This is a genomic window from Pseudoclavibacter sp. VKM Ac-2867 (assembly GCF_015351275.1).
GTDB lineage: Bacteria > Actinomycetota > Actinomycetes > Actinomycetales > Microbacteriaceae > Pseudoclavibacter.
This window is the reverse complement of sequence record NZ_JADKSL010000012.1, coordinates 81,733-99,196: the sequence shown is the minus strand read 5'-3', so window position 1 is coordinate 99,196 and position 17,464 is coordinate 81,733. Positions and strand designations below refer to the sequence as shown.

16 protein-coding genes are annotated in these 17,464 nt (G+C 67.8%); 3 read left to right on the top strand and 13 right to left on the bottom strand.

Annotation, left to right across the window (positions count from 1 at the left end; translation table 11 throughout):
- Positions 1-5: 5 nt before the first annotated feature.
- The 4 genes from cydC to ITJ67_RS12875 are packed head-to-tail and all read right to left on the bottom strand — an operon-like array spanning position 6 to position 5,811.
- Positions 6-1,685 (bottom strand): thiol reductant ABC exporter subunit CydC, encoded by a 1,680-nt coding sequence (cydC, locus tag ITJ67_RS12890; RefSeq protein WP_194677929.1) that lies wholly within the window; start codon positions 1,683-1,685, stop codon positions 6-8.
- Positions 1,682-3,352 (bottom strand): thiol reductant ABC exporter subunit CydD, encoded by a 1,671-nt coding sequence (gene cydD, locus ITJ67_RS12885; protein WP_160070516.1) that lies wholly within the window; start codon positions 3,350-3,352, stop codon positions 1,682-1,684. Before cydD ends, cydC begins: the two co-directional genes overlap by 4 nt.
- 3 nt (positions 3,353-3,355) lie before the next feature.
- Positions 3,356-4,384, bottom strand: coding sequence for a cytochrome d ubiquinol oxidase subunit II (cydB, locus tag ITJ67_RS12880; RefSeq protein ID WP_194677928.1), 1,029 nt, complete (start codon positions 4,382-4,384; stop codon positions 3,356-3,358).
- Entirely contained in the window at positions 4,384-5,811 is a 1,428-nt protein-coding gene (locus ITJ67_RS12875) for a cytochrome ubiquinol oxidase subunit I (protein ID WP_160070517.1), read from the bottom strand. The genes cydB and ITJ67_RS12875 overlap by 1 nt, the downstream gene beginning before the upstream one ends.
- Before the next feature lie 249 nt (positions 5,812-6,060).
- Between ITJ67_RS12875 and ITJ67_RS12870 the strand changes: the two genes are divergently transcribed.
- The gene (locus tag ITJ67_RS12870; RefSeq protein ID WP_194677927.1) at positions 6,061-6,798 is read left to right on the top strand and encodes a DedA family protein; all 738 of its coding nucleotides are present in this window, start codon (positions 6,061-6,063) and stop codon (positions 6,796-6,798) included.
- A gap of 4 nt (positions 6,799-6,802) precedes the next feature.
- Entirely contained in the window at positions 6,803-7,951 is a 1,149-nt protein-coding gene (locus ITJ67_RS12865) for an App1 family protein (RefSeq protein ID WP_323741457.1), read from the top strand.
- Here ITJ67_RS12865 and ITJ67_RS12860 read toward each other — a convergent pair.
- Together ITJ67_RS12860 and ITJ67_RS12855 are read right to left on the bottom strand one after the other, a co-directional pair.
- A complete protein-coding gene (locus tag ITJ67_RS12860) occupies positions 7,948-8,454 on the bottom strand; it encodes an HtaA domain-containing protein (RefSeq protein ID WP_160070519.1) in 507 nt (168 codons plus the stop codon). The two genes, ITJ67_RS12865 and ITJ67_RS12860, sit on opposite strands and share 4 nt — an antisense overlap.
- A 53-nt stretch (positions 8,455-8,507) precedes the next feature.
- Entirely contained in the window at positions 8,508-9,437 is a 930-nt protein-coding gene (locus tag ITJ67_RS12855; protein ID WP_194677926.1) for an AEC family transporter, read from the bottom strand.
- 262 nt (positions 9,438-9,699) lie between these two features.
- Between ITJ67_RS12855 and ITJ67_RS12850 the strand changes: the two genes are divergently transcribed.
- Positions 9,700-10,044, top strand: coding sequence for a histone-like nucleoid-structuring protein Lsr2 (locus tag ITJ67_RS12850; protein ID WP_104331490.1), 345 nt, complete (start codon positions 9,700-9,702; stop codon positions 10,042-10,044).
- Between the two features lie 161 nt (positions 10,045-10,205).
- Here the strand turns inward: ITJ67_RS12850 and ITJ67_RS12845 are convergent, their stop codons facing one another.
- From ITJ67_RS12845 to mvk, 7 genes are read right to left on the bottom strand one after another with little or no spacing between them, the layout of a single operon-like run.
- Positions 10,206-11,048 carry a universal stress protein gene (locus ITJ67_RS12845; RefSeq protein WP_160070521.1) on the bottom strand — a complete coding sequence of 281 codons (843 nt, stop codon included), beginning with the start codon at positions 11,046-11,048 and terminating at the stop codon, positions 10,206-10,208.
- Positions 11,049-11,079: 31 nt separating this feature from the next.
- The gene (locus tag ITJ67_RS12840; RefSeq protein WP_194677925.1) at positions 11,080-12,252 is read right to left on the bottom strand and encodes a hydroxymethylglutaryl-CoA synthase; all 1,173 of its coding nucleotides are present in this window, start codon (positions 12,250-12,252) and stop codon (positions 11,080-11,082) included.
- 26 nt (positions 12,253-12,278) lie between these two features.
- Positions 12,279-13,325: a hydroxymethylglutaryl-CoA reductase gene (locus ITJ67_RS12835; protein ID WP_194677924.1), complete on the bottom strand. Its 1,047-nt coding sequence runs from the start codon at positions 13,323-13,325 to the stop codon at positions 12,279-12,281.
- Entirely contained in the window at positions 13,322-14,407 is a 1,086-nt protein-coding gene (fni, locus tag ITJ67_RS12830) for a type 2 isopentenyl-diphosphate Delta-isomerase (RefSeq protein ID WP_160070524.1), read from the bottom strand. Before fni ends, ITJ67_RS12835 begins: the two co-directional genes overlap by 4 nt.
- Positions 14,400-15,488: a phosphomevalonate kinase gene (locus ITJ67_RS12825; protein ID WP_160070525.1), complete on the bottom strand. Its 1,089-nt coding sequence runs from the start codon at positions 15,486-15,488 to the stop codon at positions 14,400-14,402. Before ITJ67_RS12825 ends, fni begins: the two co-directional genes overlap by 8 nt.
- Positions 15,485-16,492, bottom strand: coding sequence for a diphosphomevalonate decarboxylase (gene mvaD / locus ITJ67_RS12820; protein ID WP_323741456.1), 1,008 nt, complete (start codon positions 16,490-16,492; stop codon positions 15,485-15,487). Before mvaD ends, ITJ67_RS12825 begins: the two co-directional genes overlap by 4 nt.
- Complete coding sequence (mvk, locus tag ITJ67_RS12815; RefSeq protein WP_160070527.1) at positions 16,489-17,436, bottom strand: mevalonate kinase; 948 nt, start codon at positions 17,434-17,436, stop codon at positions 16,489-16,491. Before mvk ends, mvaD begins: the two co-directional genes overlap by 4 nt.
- Positions 17,437-17,464 lie beyond the last annotated feature (28 nt).

Below are 17,464 nucleotides of genomic sequence, written 5' to 3'. Positions count from 1 at the left end.
CAAGACTACTCGCCGTCGAGCCGAAGCGCGCGTGTGACGAGGGCGGGGTCGAGCGGGGTGTGCGAGATGATCACGACGCAGCGCTGGTCACCGGATGCGGCGAGCAACTCGGCGACGAGCCTGTCGGCGAGACCCGGGTCGACGTTGGCCGTCGGCTCGTCGAGGATGAGCACCGGGAAGTCGGCCAGGAGGCCGCGCGCGAGCGCGATGCGCTGCGCCTGGCCGCCGGAGACGAGCGCGCCGTGCTCGCCGACGCGCGCCTCCAGCCCACCGCGCTCGTCGAGCCATTTGCCGAGGCCGACTCGCTCGAGGACGGCGCTGAGCTCCTCGTCGTCGGCCTCCGGCTTGGCGAAGAGCAGGTTCTGCCTGATGCTCTCGTCGAAGATGTGGGGCCGCTGCTCGATGAGGCCGACGACGGACCGCACCTGCGCGGGCGTGTACGCCCTCGCCTCCACGCCGTTGACGCGGTACGAGCCTTCGTAGTCGAGGAACCGCACGAGCACGTTGGCGAGCGTCGTCTTTCCTGCACCGGATTCGCCTTCGACCAGCAGCCGATCGCCGGGAGCCAGCTCGAGCGAGACGGAGCTGATCGCGGGCTTGGGCGCACCTGGCCACGCTGCCGAGACGTTCTCGAGGCTCAGCGTCACCGGCAGGCTCGGGGCGGCGCGAGGGGCAGGCAGCGGCTGAGCATCCGGGAGCTCCCTCGGCGCCGATGCCGGTGCCACATCGGCGACTCTGGCGGCGCTGGCCCTGACCTGGCGCCAGGCGGCGACCGCCTGCGGCACCTGCGCGAAGATCTCGAAAAGGGCCATCGGCACAAGCGCGATGAGGGTGAGCATCGGCGCGAGCAGCGTGCCGTCGACGGTGGGGTTGATGCCGACGGCAAGCGCGCCCGCCGTCGCGAGGCCGGAGAAGAGCATGACGAGTCCGGCGACGGCACCGCTGCCCCGAGCTCGGGAGACGAGCGCGTCGCGGAGTCTCGCATCCGCGGCCTCCACCTCGGCGAGCTTCGCGTCGAGCGCCCCGTAGGCCTCGAGCGTCTCGAAGTTGGAGACGGTCTCGTAGATGCGGTCATTGAGGGCTGCGCGGAGCGGAGCGGCCTCGCGGTCGGCGCGCCCCGAGATCGCGAGGTTGGTGGTGGTCGCGACGATCCCCGCGAGCACGAGGCAGAGAGCGAGCACGAGTGCGGCCGGGGCGCTCACGAGCCAGATGCCGATGACGGCGAGCGTCGATGTGAGGCCGGCGATGATGAGCGGCTGCACGACGCGCAGGGGCAGGAACTGCAGCTCGTCGACGTCGCTCACGAGTCGTGTGAGCAGGTCTCCCCGACGATGCGTGGCGAGGCCAGCGGGAGCCAGCGGGATGAGACGTTCGAGCACGCCGACGCGCAGCTCGGCGAGCTGCCGGAAAGAGGCGTCATGGCCGAGCAGCCGCTCGACGTAGCGGAACGCCGCTCGCCCGATGGCGAAGGCGCGCACGCCGACGATCGCGATGCCCAGGAGCAGGATGTGGATGATCTCCGACGCCCGGGTCAGCAGATAGGCGCTCGTGGCGAGGAGCGCCACAGCGCAGATCGCGCTGAGCAGGCCGATGGCGATCGAGGGCCACAGACGCCGAGCGGAGGGCATCGCAAGACGGAGGATCCGCCGCTCGTCGTCGGAGACGCGCTGCTGGTTCCCGGTCATGCGTTCGCCACCGTCTCGAGTCGTTCGATGGTGTGCACCGAGTCGGCGGATGCGACGAGCGCGCGCCGGTGGCTGACGACGAGCACGGCCCGCCCTTCCTCTGCCAGGCTCCGGAAAGCGGCAGCGATGCGCTGTTCCGTGTCGGCGTCGAGCGCCGAGCTCGGCTCGTCGAAGAGCACGACGGGGCAGTCGAGTCGGCGGGCGCGCAGGAGCGTCCGCGCGAGCGCGACGCGCTGGGACTGCCCACCGGACAGACCCGCACCCGCGACCCCGAGCATCCGTTCGCCCTCGAGGAACTCGAGGCCGGCATCGGCGAGGGCCGCACGGACCTCGTCTGGTCCTGCTTCCGGCTGGCCGAGTGCCACGTTCTCGGCGACGGTCCCCTCGATCAGCGAGGCCGATTGGCCCATCCAGGCGATCGCGGCCCTGCGGCGATCGCCCGTGAGCTGCTCGCCGTCGATGGTCACGACGCCCGAGGCGCCCACGGTGCCGCGCGCGACGCCGAGCAGAGTCGACTTGCCGGCGCCCGAGGGGCCGACGATCGCCGTCACCTCGCCAGGAGGCACGACGAGGCTGTAGTCGCGGAGGACCGTGCGCCCCTCGTACCCGACGGTGACGCCGGTGAAGGCGAGGCCTCGGTGCTGGAGGCCTGCGCCGATCGGGCGGCCAGCTGCAGCAGCCGTTGCACGCGCATCGCTCGGCGCAGGCGCCCTCTCGGCTTCCTCGATGATGGAGAACACGTCGTCGGAGGCGGCGACGCCGTCCGCGGCCGCATGGAACTGGGCTCCCACCTGGCGCAGCGGCAGGTAGACCTCGGGAGCGAGCAGCAGCACGAAGAGCCCGACCTCGAGCGTCATATCTCGGTTGATGAGCTGGATGCCGATCGTGACGGCGATGAGGGCCACGGACAGGCTCGCCAGCAGCTCGAGCGCGAAACCGGACATGAAGGAGAGCCTGAGGACCTTCATGGTCGCGACCCGATAGCCGTCGGTGACCTCGCGGATGCGCGCCGGCTGGCGTTCCGCACGGCCGAAGATCTTGAGCGTCGACAGCCCTTCCACGACCTCCAGGAACCCGGTGGCGAGTGTCGACAGCGCAGTCCACTGCCGCTTCTGTACCTTCTCGGTCGCCCAGCCAATGAGGATCATGAAGACGGGGATGAGCGGCAGCGTGATGATGACCGTGATTGCGGATGGGAGGTCCCAGAGCGCCATCACGACGATCAGCACGGGAGCGGCGATCGCCGTCAGGATGAGCTGCGGGAGGTACTTGGCGAAGTACGTGTCGAGGGCGCCGAGGCCTGGGCCGGCAAGCGTCGTGAGCCGGGAGCTGGAGGTGCCCGTGAGCCAGGCCGGGCCGAGCTTCGCGATGGACGCGAGCAGCTTGGAGCGCAGCTCGCTCTTCACCTTCGCGGCCGCGCGTGCCGAGATGGCCTCCATCCCCCAGGTCGCCGCGCTCCTGACGGCGATCACGACGAGCAGGGCGCCGAACCACGGCAGCAGCTCCACGACACGCTCGCCCGCGATCGCGGACACGATGAGGTGTGTGACGAGCCAGGCGAAGCCGACGATAGATGCGGTCTGGACTGCGCCGAGCGCCGCGCCGAGCACGAAGAAGCTTCGTGCCGACGCGGCGTGGCTCAGGAGGCGGGGGTCGAGGGGTTTCACGGGTCAGGCGGCGACGACCGCTGGCTCCTCGTGCGCGTCTCCCGTGATCGTCTTCCTGCTGATGCGCTTGCGGAAGACCCAGAAGGTCCAGGCCTGGTAGCCGAGGACGAAGGGGACGATGATGAGCGCCGCCCAGCTCATGATGCCAAGCGTGTAGTCGCTGGAGGAGCCGTTCGTGATCGTCAGCGGGTTGGAGGGGTCGAGCGTGTTGGGCAGCAGGTTCGGGAAGAGCGAGGCGAAGAGCGTCAGCACCGCTGCGGCCACGGTCAGCGCGCCGAGTGCGAAGGCGATGCCGTCGCGACCCAGAAGCGTGCTGATGTAGGAGCCGACGAACGCGAGGACGGCGACGAACGCGAGCGCAAGACCTGCGACCGAGAAGTGCGCGACGACGGTCCAGCCGAGGAAGGCGATGGCGAGCACCGCGACGACGACGCCGACCTTCAGTGCGAGGGACCGTGCACGGTCGCGGATGTCACCTTCCGTCTTCCGAGTGATGAACACCAGCCCATGGTAGAAGAACAGCGTGAGCGTCGTGAGCCCGCCCAGCAGGGCGTACGGGTTCAGCAGGTCGAAGAACGAGCCGATGTAGTTGAAGTTCTCGTCGAGCGCGAGGCCCTGGGTGATGTTCGCGAACGCGACGCCCCAGAGGAGTGCCGGGACGGCCGATCCGACGAAGATCATCCAGTCGAACCATCTCGTCCACTCCACGCCCTTGCCCTGGTGGCGGTACTCGAACGAGACGCCACGCACGATGAGCGCGAGCAGGATGAGCAGCAGCGGCAGGTAGAAGCCGGAGAAGATCGTCGCGTACCACTCAGGGAAGGACGCGAAGAGCGCGGCTCCGGCCACGATGACCCAGGTCTCGTTGAGGTCCCAGATGGGGCCGATCGTGTTGATGAGCACTCGTCGGTCGGTGTCGTCCTTGCCGATGAACGGGAGGGCGATGCCGACGCCGAAGTCGAAGCCGTCGAGCACGAAGTAGCCGACGAAGAAGAAGGCGACGATCCAGAACCAGAGGACTTGCAGATCCATCAGTAGACGCTCGCTTTCACCTTGACGGCGGCAACGTCATCGACGGTGCCATCTTCGTTGGAATCGAAACTCGGCGGGTCTTCCTGGGCGGCCTTCAGCAGCAGCTTGACCTCGACGACGGCGAGGATCGCGTAGACGAGCGTGAAGGCGACGAGCGAGATGAGCACGCTGAGTCCGCTCACGTTGGGCGAGACGCCCGCCTCCGTCTTGAGGAGGCCGAAGACCAGCCACGGCTGGCGGCCCATCTCGGTGAAGATCCAGCCGACCGTGATGCCGAGCGTGGGGAACAGCACCGTGAGGATCGCGAGGTTCCACATCCACTTCTTCGGCGGGTTCTTGGCCTTCTTGCGCGTGACCCAGAGACCGGCGACGGCGACGGCGATGGAGGCCATGCCGAAGCCCATCATCCAGCGGAACGCCCAGTAGGTGACCCAGATGACCGGGGCGTAGTCGCCCGGGCCGTAGAGAGCCGTGTACTGGGCCTGCAGGTCGTTGATGCCCTCGACGGTGCCATCGAAGGTGTGCGTCGACAGGAAGGAGAGGAGGTAGGGGATGCGGATGGAGAACAGCTCGGACGATCCGTCAGGGGTTCCCCACGTGAAGATGGAGAAGGAGGCGTCAGCGCCGGTCGCGGTCGTGTACAGCGCCTCGGCCGCCGCCATCTTCATGGGCTGGGCCTCGACCATGGCGAGGCCGAGCTGGTCGCCACTGAGCATCGTGCCGACACCGCCGACGAGCATGAACCAGAGGCCGAACTTCAGCGCTGGCTGCATGACGTCGTGGTTCTGGTCGCGCTTCAGGTGCCAGGCGGCGGTCGCGATGATGATGGCCGCGCCCACCATGAGAGAGGCGAAGATCGTGTGCGGCAATGCCGCCATCGCGACTGGGTTGGTGAGCACCGCACCGAAGTCGACGAGCTCAGCTCGCCCGTTGGCCTCGTTCATCTCGTAGCCCACCGGGTTCTGCATGAACGCGTTGGCGGCGAGGATGAAGTAGGCGGAGGTCCACGTGCCGATCATCGTGAGCCAGATGGTCGCGAGATGCAGCTTCGGCGGCAGCTTGTCCCAGCCGAAGATCCACAGTCCGATGAACGTGGCCTCGAGGAAGAAGGCGACGAGCCCCTCGAACGCAAGTGGTGCACCGAAGACGTCGCCGACGAAGCGGGAGTAGTCGGACCAGTTCATGCCGAATTGGAACTCCTGCACGATGCCGGTCACGACGCCCATGGCGAAGTTGATGAGGAACATCTTGCCGAAGAGCTTCGTGAGGCGCAGGTAGGTGACCTTGCCCGTGCGGACCCAGGCCGTCTGCCAGATGGCGATGGCGAGGACCAGCCCGAGAGTGACGGGCACGAAGAGGAAGTGGTAGATGGTCGTGACACCGAACTGCCACCGCGCGAGTATGAGTGGATCCAGCAGGGCGTCCACAGTGCCTCCTGATGCGTCTGAGGTTGGGCATGATGCCCCGGGATCGCAGCGCGACTCCTGGCCCAATGCTACGCCGGTCCCACTACTACATCGTGTCGAATAGGACACCCTAAGTTGAGACGTTTTCGACCTCGGATCAGGTACTTCTACATATTGTAGTGGATGTAACGAAATGATAACGGAGGGGAATCTCCAGGGATGCCAAAGTTCGGGCCCTAGAGTCTGCGACATGGATGCGGGGAGCAGAGCATGAACGAGCTGATCGAGACCGCCCTCCAGTACATCGAGTCCGTGCCTCCGGTGTGGCGGATCGTGCTGGTCGGCGTCGCGATCCTGCTCGAGACGAGCGTGCTCATCGGCCTCATCGTGCCCGGCGAGACGGTCCTGCTCGCCCTGAGCACCGGCATCGACGCGCCGCTCCCCTGGGTCCTGACGATCGCGGCCTCCATCGTGGGCGCGCTGCTCGGCGAGTCCTTCGGGTTCTGGCTCGGTCGCACCTTCGGTCCGAGGATCCGCGCGTCACGCGTCGGCAGGTGGCTCGGAGACGAACGATGGCAGCGCGCGGAACTCCTCATCCAGCGCCGCGGCGGCCCCGCGGTCCTCATCTCCCGCTTCCTCCCCGTGCTCCACTCCCTCGTGCCGCTGACGGCAGGGATGGGCGGCATGCGCTACCGGCGCTTCCTCGCCTGGACCATCCCCGCCTGCATCATCTGGTCGACGGCCTACGTGAGCGCTGCAGCCGGAGCGTCCGCCAGCTTCCGCGAGCTCTCGTCGTCGCTGCACTGGGCTGGCTACCTCTTCGTCGGCGTCATCGTCGTGTTCCTCCTGATCATGTGGCTCGTCAAGCGCGCCGTCGGGAAGGTCATGAACCGCGATCTCGACGAAGCGAACGCGCAGGCTGCCGCTGCATCAGCCGCCCAGTCCACCTCCGACGCCCCGACGGGCCACGACGGCTCAGACGCCGAGACCGCGGGCGTGCGAGGATGAGCGGGTGACGCCGACCTCCGACGCCCAGTCCCCGCTCGAGCGCTGGCTTCTGAGCCTCAAGCCCGTCAGGGCCGTGATCGACAATGCCTTCCGCATCGAAGACCGAGTGCGCCTCGTGCGCGTGAAGCTCGTTCGCAAGCGCGGCTACCTCACGGTCCTCGAGCCCTACACCGGGTACGGAACCACGTCCTGGGTTCGCGCGCTCGCGCGGGTCCACATGGCCCCTCCGGGCAACAGACGCCGCTTCAGCCTCTCCAGGCTGCTGAGGCGCAAGCGCCGGGAATCGGTCGTCCGAGGATGGCGGAGCTTCGCGCGCGTCTCCGCAGGCAACGTCCCCGCGACCGTCATCATCGACGGCGTTCGACACCCGGTCAAAGCCGACCGAGGCGGCATCGTGGACATCAACCTGCCCGCGAACCTCAAGCCCGGCTGGAACACCATCACGTTCGAGAGCTTCGATCGCCAGACGAGCAGCGCGCCTGTCTTCATCGTCGCCGACGAGCAGCGCGTCGGCCTGCTCTCCGACATCGACGACACCGTCATGGTGACAGCCCTGCCTCGCCCGATGCTCGCAGCCTGGAACACCTTCGTCCTCGACGTGCACGCGCGCACACCGACCCCGGGCATGAGCGTGCTCTCCGAGCGCATCCTGACCTCATTCGGGCGCAGCGAGACCCCGGTCGTGTACCTGTCGACTGGCCCTTGGAACGTCGCCCCGACCCTCGCGCGCTTCCTCGGACGAAACCTCTACCCCGCCGGCCCGCTCCTGCTCACCGACTGGGGACCCACCCCAGATCGCATCTTCCGCTCCGGGCTCGAGCACAAGGTCTCCAACCTCGACCGCCTCGCGCGGGAGTTTCCTGACATCAAGTGGATCCTCGTCGGCGACGACGGACAGCATGACGAGCAGATCTACGGCGAGTTCACGAGCCGCCACCCGGATCGCGTGCTCGCGATCGCCATCCGCCAGCTGTCCACCAGCGAGGCAGTTCTGGCGGGTGGACGCGCGGCGAGTGCGCACTGGCGCAAGAACGCACCCATCCCATGGGTCTACTCTCCGGACGGCGCGGGACTCGCCAAGCAGCTGACCGAAGCGGGCATCCTGCCCGACCTCACGCAGGCACCGGCACAGGCACCCGACGCCACCAGCTAGGCGGGCTCCTCCCGCGGGGACTGAGCCCTGCCCAAGGCGAGCGTGAAGTTGAGCGAGTCCATCTCCGAGTACGGGCGGTACATGCCGTTGAAGACCCTCGAGCCCTCCGGAGTCAGGATCACCCGCACCCCGAGCCATTCGGCGACGTCATCGCGCACGAGCGGAGTTCCGATCTCGCAGCTGGCGAAGTCGATGAGCTCGCCGCCTTCACCCTGTACGACGAGCCTCGCGTCCTCGCCCTCGAAGACGAGCTGCGGGTTACGGAAGCTCACGTCGAGCATGCCGCCGTGCCCGGTGAGGCGAACGGCTCCGGTGAAGGACGCACTGCCCATGGGTGTGTCGCCGGCCAGCCACGCCGAGTCGGTGGCTCCGCGCGGGTAGGCGAACTCCTCGTCGTCGACGAACGCGCCACCCTCGAGCAGCACCTTGCCGCCGGAGCGGCGCACGTACTCGACGAAGGACGACTTGATCGGCCATCGCAGTTCCCCGCGCCAGAGCTCCATGCCTCCACGCTAGCCCGCCACGAATTCGAAGCGCCAGCGGCAATCTGCTCTCGTCACTTCGAGAGCAGCAGCGAGACCACGAAGATGACCGGAACGGACAGGAACGTCGACGCCAGGATGGCTTCGCGAGCAACCCTCATCCCAACACCGTAGTTGCTGGCGTAGGTGAAGACGTTCTGCGCGGAGGGCAGCGCCGCAGTGACGACCACGATGAGCAGAGCCGCACCATCGAGGCCGAAGAGCCAGGCCCCGATCAGCCACGCGAGGGCCGGATGCACGAACACCTTGAGCACGGTGGCCACGATCGCAGGCGCCCGCTCAGGTTCCCGGAAGGGGATCGCGTTCCCCCACAGGGACATGCCGAACGCGAGCAGCATGGCGGGAACGCTCATGCCTCCCAGCAGCTCGAGCGGATCGAGCAGGAAGGGCGGGATGGTGATGCCGGATGCGCTCACGGCGATGCCGCCGAGAGCACCGATCACGATGGGGTTCCTGAACGGACGCAGGACGATCTGCCACCAGCGGAGCCTGGGCGCATCCTCGGCGCGCGAGGCGATATCGAGCAGGGTCATGAAGATGGGCCCCATGATGAGCTGCTGTCCGAGCATCACCGGAGCGACCAGCGTCGCGTCGCCGAGGACATAGACGGCGATGGGGATGCCCAGGTTTCCGGCGTTGACGTAGCTTGCCGCCATCGCACCGGAGGTCGTCGTGCCGAGCCCCCACTTTCGCAGTGCGCCGATGGCGCCGTACACGAGCGCCACCGCGGTCATCGCGATCGCGGTCACGACGAACTGGCTCGAGTAGAGGACCTCGAGGTGCGCGTCGGCCATGAGCGTGAAGAGCAGCGCCGGCGTCGCCACGTTGAACGCCAGCTTCGAGAGGCCAGTCTGCCCGGTCTGACCGAGCACTCCGCTGCGTGCCAGGAACACGCCCACCGTGACGATGACGGCGATGACCGCGAATCCCTGAAGAACATTCATAGCTGTCGAAATCGTATCCTGCCCGCACCTGCCGCCGGCCCACCCGGAGGGATCGGAAATCTCGCTGGAGAGCCTGAGTGTCATTCCGTCGGACTGCGCGATCAGCAACCGAAATGACTTCGGTAGTGCGTGAACTCATCGTGTCGACACCTAGTGTTCGGTGAATTCAGGACCGACTTCGGTCTTCTGGACGAACCTGGATTCAAATCACCGGATAATCATCTAGCATGTATTCGCTCTGCAATAACCGAAGGGGATCCACATGGCTCGGAAAGTCATCTATCAGCTCGTCGACGACATCGACTCGAGTTCACTCGCCGAAGGCGAAGGCGAGACCGTTCAATTCGCCCTCGACGGAACCGACTACGAAATCGATCTCTCGGACGCGAACGCCAAGAAGCTGCGCGACGCACTCGCTGACTACGTGTCGGCGGCTCGCACAGTAGCAAAGACCCGCAAGAACAAGTCGACGGGTTCCAACTCCAGCCGCCCGAAGCGCGACCTCGCCGCAATTCGCGCCTGGGCGCGCGCTGAAGGACACAAGATCTCCGACCGAGGCCGCATTCCCGGCTCGATCATCGAGGACTTCGAAGCGGCGAACTCCTAAGCTGCGGGACTGAGCGGCCGCACGGGCAGCGTAGAACAGGCCGCACGCAGAGAAGAGGGCCAGACGGCGAATGCCGTCCGGCCCTCCTTTCGTCACTCAGCCACCGCATTCCCGACTTCTCCCCCGATGAAGACGCTCGGGAAAGGCGGAAGCGGGACGCCCTACTTGGCGACGATCGTCGGCGTCTCGAGGTGCGCGAGGACTCCGTGGCTCACGGAACCGAGCAGGAGACGGGCGAAGGTGCCGCGTCCACGACTGCCGACGACGACGAGCGATGCCGAATGAGCGGCATCGATGATCGCCATGTCCGGGATGCCCTCCACGACCACCGGTGTGATCTCGAGATCCGGGTATCGCCCCCGCAGCCCGGCGAGGGCCAGCGAGAGCGTCTCCTCCGCCGAGAGGCGGAGCTCATCGAAGAAGTCACCGGTCACGATGACGCCGCCGCCGTACACGTTCGGGGCATGCCAGGCGTGCACCGGGATGAGCGGCTCTCCGCTCAGGCTCGCCTCCTCAGCCGCCACGGCAAGAGCGTGCTCTGAGAGGTCGGAGCCGTCGACCCCGACCACCACACCGCGCCGGTCCGAGAGATCGACATCGGGGACCACTGCGACCGGTGATTCGCTCGCAGCGGCCACGCGCACGCTGTGCGTGCCGCTCGCCCGCCCCGAGGACTCCCCCCGGTTGCTGCCGACGACAAGGAGGCCAGACGTCTTGGAGAGCTCCGTGAGGGTCTCGATGATGGCTCCGGTCACGACGGCCGTCTCGACCTCGAGCGCCCCGTCCACGGCAAGCGCCGCCTCCGCAGCCTCCTGGAGGATGCGAGCCGCTGCGCTCTCCGCTTCGATGAGGAGGTCTGGGTTACCTGCCCCGGCGATCCTCGGATCCACGATGTGCACGAGCTTCAGACGTTTCCGACCGCGGGAGGCTCGCGCCGCCGCCCATCGCGTGGCGACGATTCCTGGTTGGTTTCCGGCGACTCCGACGGTGATGTTCTCGCTCATACCCGAATGCTAACGCCGTCGGCCGGTGGAATCACTGCGTAGAGGTGTACTCCCGCTTGAGGTCCGTGAATCCCGCCAAGCGGAATGGGCCCGGCGTCTCGTTGGGGAGCGTGAACTCACCAAGACCACTCGGGTCGCGTCGCTCATGCCACACGAGGTATTCCGCGGCGTCGATGGGGAGTCGAGCCTCGAGGACCGCCCGATTCTCCTCAGCACGCAAATGCTGGCGATATCCGGGCTGCACCGTCCCCGCGAAGAACTCTGCGACACTTCCCGAGCCATAGCTGAGGAACCCGATCTTCGCTCCCTCGAGGTCTTCATCGCTGTCCAAGAGGCTGAGGAGCGCCAGATAGATCGATGCGGTGTAGGTATTTCCTATGATTCTGTTGTATTTCAGCGTCGGTGCGATCTGTGCGTCGAGCACCCCGGCGTCGAGATCGCCACCGGCCGTCTTGATGAGATGACGGTGCGCTTTCGACGCCATCTTGGTGAACGGCTGGTGATAGCAGAAGCGGCTGAATTCGTTGATCGGGAATCCGCCCTGCGCTGCATAATCGCTCCAGGCGTTCTCGACGGCCTGCAGGTAGGCCCGAATCGAGTACTTCCCGTCGACGAGTGCGGTGACGCGCCCGTTCGGTCGCCAGAAGTCCATGATGTCACTCGTGAAGACGCCGGAGCCTGGCTCGATGACCACCAGGTCCGGGTTCGCAGCGACGAGCATCGCGACAGCGCCCGCGCCCTGCGTGGGCTCCCCGCTCGAGCCGAGCTCGTACCGCGCGACGTCGCTGGCGATGACCAGCACCCGCTGACGAGGATCACGGGCGACCAGTGCCGTGGCGAACTGCAGCGCGGCCGTCGCTGAGTAGCAGGCCTGCTTGAGCTCGACCACGCGGCAGGTCGCGGGAAGCTCCAGCAGCTGGTGCACGTAGACGCCGGCGGCCTTCGACTGGTCGATACCGGTCTCTGTCGCGAACAGCACCGTCCTGATGCCCTCGACGCCGTGCCGGTCGATGATCTGCTTGGCCGCGGCCGCACCCATCGTGACGACGTCCTCGTCGGCAGCGGTGATGCTCATCCGCTCCTGACCGATGCCGATCGTGTACTTCTCGAGTTCGGTCCCGAGTCGCTCGGCGATGACCGAGAGGTCGAGCACGCGTGACCCCGTCGCGAACGCGAGGTCGTGGATGCCGATTGGTGTAGTCATAGTGTTCGATCGTCTCCGGGCGTCGCTCACTTCGCGGCGCGTTCCAGCTTGATGTGCGAGGCCATGAGCTCGCCTTGGTTCGTCTGGGCAGCCATGAGGGAGAGCTCGCCGCAGAGAACGGTTGCCGCACACAGTACGGCCAATCTCCGAGCGTTCGCTCCGGGCTCTCGCTCCTCCTTGCAGCCGAGTCGAGCCAGGTTCGCCTCGATGAAGTCGAGGCCCTTGCCGTTTCCGACGCTGCCGACGATCAGATTGGGCAGCGTGCAGGAGAAGTACAGGTCGCCATCGCGCACCTCCGCATGGGTGATGCCCTGCGAGCCCTCGACGATGTTCGCCGCATCCTGGCCAGTCGCGAGGAAGAACCCGAGGAGCATGTTCGCGTAGTGCGCGTTGCCGGTCCGGAGCCCGCCGGCGAGCATCGTGCCGATGAGGTTCTTGCGGACGTTGAGCTGGGCGATCTTCTCAGGGGTCGATCGCAGCCACCGCTCGACGGTGCGGCGCGGGAGCACCAGCTCGGTGACGACGTTCTTGCCCCGGCCCAGGATGCCGTTGACGGCCGTTGCCTTCTTGTCTGAGCAGAAGTTGCCCGAGATGGACTCGTAGCGAAGCTCGGGCCAGCGACGCAGGATGAAGTCCATGAGCCGCTCGGAGGCGAGCGTCACCATGTTGTGGCCGGACGCATCACCGGTCGTGAGCTCGAAGCGCAGGAAGAGCAGGTTCCCGGCGATCTGCGCGTGCAGGTCGATGAGGCGGGCGAATCGGCTGCTGGTCGCGACCACCTCCTGCAGCAGGTGCATGTGCGCCTCGATCTCGCGGAGCGCCTTGAGCGCGACGCCGGCGTCGTCTGCCTCGAAGAGCACCGAGCGGCTCATCCGCTCGTCGATGAGCGTCGCCTTGATGCCGTCGGGCACCAGCATCGACATCTTGGCACCACGGCCGACCGACGGCCACAGGGGCTGCTCGTAGGTTGCGAGCGGCACGAGCTGCTCACCCTCCATGACGTTGCCGGTCACGCGAACCGGACCGACCCACTTGAGCGGAACTGGTGCGTGGTCGAGGAGCTCGGTGCTCATCGCTGTCCTTTCGATGGGAGGGTGCCCCGCCCGCGTGCACGCGAGACGGTGGCCGGGTCGATGCCGCGGGAGGTGCAGAAGTCGAGGAGGGCGCCGTGGAGGACCAGCTCCTGCTGGCTGAGCGCGCCAGGGGTGACGGCGCCGAGCATCGTCTGGAGCGATGTGAGCTGTTCCTGCCAGGAGCGGATGTGCTCGATGAGCGTCTCGACCCCGTGCTCGACGAGCACCTCGAGGAAGTGCCCGGAGACCCCAACTGCCCGCGCGCCCAGCGCGAGAGCGCGGAGCACGTCAAGGGGTGTGCGCACTCCCCCCGACGCCAGGAGGACCGGCAGAGCGGCGGTGCTCGCGTCAGCCTCGATGAGCGCCTCCGGCGTGGACTGGCCCCAGCCCACGAGGGAGGCGTAGTCGCCGAGGCGGCGCCTCGAGTTCTCGATCTTGGCGAAGTCGGTGCCGCCGCGCCCGCTCACATCGGCGTACTGCACGCCGAGCTGGGCCAGTCGCTCCAGGGTGCTCGCACTGAGTCCGAAGCCGACCTCCTTCACGATCACCGGCACGCTCACGCGCTGCACGATCGACTCGATCGCGGCGGGCCACGCGGCGAAGTCCCGGTCGCCTTCCGGCATGACCGTCTCCTGCACCGAGTTGATGTGGATCTGCAGGGCGTTCGCCTCCAGCAGGTCGACGGCACGCTGAGCGTCATCCGGCGACACGGTCGCGTTGACGTTCGCCATGACGAAGCCTGTGGGGTTCTCGTCACGGATGACGCGGAAGCTGGAGGCCGTCGACGCGTCCTTGAGGTAGGCGGAGAGCGAGCCAGCGGCCATCGCGATCCCGGTTTCGCGAGCTGCGCGTGCCAGGTCGCCGTTGATGATGCCCGTGCGCTCGCTGCCGCCCGTCATCCCGTTGAGGTAGAACGGCACGGGCCAGCTCGCGCCAGCCACCTGCACGGCCGTCGAGACGGTCGCCCGGTCGACCCCGCCGAGCGCGTGATGGATGAAGCGGACATCGTCGAAGTCGTTCCGGACGATCCCGGGACGTTGCGCGAGAGCCAGGTCGACGTGCTCGTCCTTGCGGTTACCCATGTTCTCGAACTCCAACTCGACGATGCGGTACGACGTGCAGATCCAGGACCTCGATGCCGGCGGCGCGCCACGCGGCGTCGAGCTCCTCGTTGTGGGCGGGTGCCAGGGCGATGCCGCAGTCTCCACCGCCGGCCCCGGAGGTCTTCGCGGGGATCCCGACCGAGCGTGCTGCCGCGATGAGCGCCGAGAGCGCCTCGGTGCGGATGCCGATGCCGCTCAGCTCGTCCAGCGCCTCGAGGTTGGCCTCGGCGTCGCGGATGGCCGCGAGGGCCAGCTCGCCGCGCTCGGCACGCACGGCGGCGACGAGCGCGGCCGTGATCCGGTCGCTCTCCGTCAGGAAGGCCGCGTACTGCTCGGTCGATCGCCAGTCTCCGGCGTGCAGGGTGCCGACGAGTTCGGCGGTCGAAGCCGGCGCCGAGGTCCACCCCACATGCAGGACGACGGAGCTCGGGGATGGGAGCGCCTCGAGGACAAGTCCGGGCCAGGCCTCGGCCAGGCTCGCCTCGACCCCGCTGCGACGTCGGAGCTCGCGAGCGGCGAGACGATCGGGTGAGGCATAGTGCACCCATCCCCCGAGCGTGCTCGTCGCGATGTCGGCGCACGATGCGGCGGGGCGCAGCTCGATCGTGGCGAGGCTCGCGAGGCGGTACACCGCGTCGTCGTCGACGTGGATGCCGAAGTGCTCCGCCAGGGCGCGGACGGTGACGACGGCGACGGCGCCGCTCGAGCCGAGGCCGTACTTGCGACCGTTGACGTCGTCGAGCTCGCTCTCGATGTCGAGCGCGAAGGGCTGCGGCTCGATGCCACGCTCGTGCGCCAGCTGGACCAGCACTCGGATGCACTCCCGGACGAGGTCGGCACCGGGGGCATCGATCGAGACGAGGTCGCCGTCGATGCTCACGGGTACCGGCTGCGCGCCGAACTGGTGCGAGCTGACGGTGCTGCCCTCGTCGGCCGAGGCAGCCCGCAGGCTCGCTCGGATGAGTCTCGATACGCCGACGATCACGGCGTGCCTCCCCGGTTCGACGACCGCGTACTCACCGTTGACGAAGAGCTTGCCCGGTGCCTCGGCGACGATCACCGCGCCACTCCGGGGGCAGCGTCGGCCTGCGCGTCGGCGTTCGAGACCGCCACACCCGGACCAGCCGGGGCGATCACGAACTCGGTGCCGGGGGCCGCCGATGCGAGCGCGTCACGCACAGCCGGAGCTTCTGCGGCCCTGCACAGCGTCTTCACGTTCGGTCCGGCATCCATGGTCGCGTAGGCCTCGAGGCCACCGCGTCGGAGCTCGGCGACGGCGTCGAGCAGCGCCATGCTGCCTGCCGTGAGGTAGCGGACCGGCGGCACGGCCCCGAGCATGGCCGCGTGCATGCGGAGGGCGTTTCGCTCGGAGATCTCGCCGACCTCCGTGAAGTCGCCACGGCGGAGTGCGTCACGCATGAGCGCCAGCTCGCCTGGGTTCGTCTCGACCCATGGCGCGTTGTACGGGGAGGTCTCGACGGTCCGGCGCATGGCCTCCCTGCTCGAGATCGGCTTCGCCCCCGCGTTGACGATGCCGAGCACCATGGCGGCGTCGATGTGCGCATCGTCGACCGGCTCGGCATACGAGCTGAGGTCGTCGTTCCCCGCGTTCCAGACGGCGAAGCCGCCGAAGATCGAGCGTGAGGCCGAGCCCGAGCCGCGCCGCGCGAGCCGAGACAGCTCCCTCGGTGACAGGTCGAGGCCGTAGGCCGACGATGCTGCCGCTGCGAGCGCGGCGAAGCCGGAGGCGGAGGACGCGAGACCAGCCCCGGTTGGTCCCGCGTTGCTCGTCTCGACCCGCGCTGACCGCACGCTGCCGGCGAGTTCGCCGACGTGGTCGAGGAAGCGCGCGACCTTGGCGGCCGCTGCCTCCGGCATGGGTGTGCCGTCCTGGAGGATCTCGTAGGGGCTGCCCTCCCCCAGGAGCGAGACGGTCGTCGTCGTCGGGTAGACCGCGAGCGTCAGCGACAGGCTGGAGGTCTGCGGGATGATGAGCGCCTCATCGCGCTTCCCCCAGTACTTGATGAGAGCGATGTTCGGGTAGGCGACGGCGGTCGCGGTCACAGCGGCGTGCCAGTGCTGGTGACGCTCCAGGTCTGGATCGCACCCGCGCTCTGCAGCGCAGCCGCGACGACCGCTGCGTTTCCTCGATCGACGACGGCGACGATGCATCCGCCGAGTCCGCCTCCCGTGAGCTTCGCGCCGAACGCGCCGGCGCCGGTCGCAGCCTCGACCAGCTCGTCGAGGGCGGGGTGGCTCACACCCAGACGCGACAGCAGGACGTGCGCCTCCGACATCCGGGAGCCGAGCGAGCGCGCCTCATTGGTCTCGAGGTCGGTGATGGCCAGGTCGGAGAGCTCCCCGAGAGCATCGATGATCGACATCGTGGCGTCGTGGTCGCGTTCCAGCGAGGTGCGCACGTCGTCGACAGCCTGACGGGTGGATCCGTGCACGCCGGTGTCGGCGATCACGAAGCACGCGTCGAGGGCGACCGGCACTGGCACGGCACTGGCGTTCTGGAATCGAATGGGCGACGGGATGGTCGTTGCGAGCGCATCGAGCCCGCTCGGCTTGCCGTGTGCCACCTGCTCGGCCAGCTGGACAAGCGCGAAGTGCTCACCACCGGAGAGCGTCACGTTGTGCAGGCGGGAGACGGCGTCGACGATCGCGCCAGCCGCCGCGGCACTCGACCCGAGTCCTCGTCCGAGCGGGATGTTGCCACGGACAGCGACGGTGAGGCCCGCGAGCTCGCCCCCGATCGCACGCAGCGTCTCCTCGATGGCCTTCCTCGGTGCCTCCACGATCTCCGGGGCTGCCGCGAGCGGCCCCGTGTAGTGGTCGGACTCGAAGCGCGGCTCAGTACCCTCGCGCCAGGCGGTCGCTCGCATGCGCATGGCACGCAGCGGAAGCGCGACGGCCGGCTTCCCGTAGACGACGACGTGCTCGCCGAACAGGATCAGCTTGGCGTGCGCGCTCCCGCGCCCGACAGCTCGCCCGATTCGCGGCAACGCAGAAGTGTCGAGAGAAGCAAGCGAC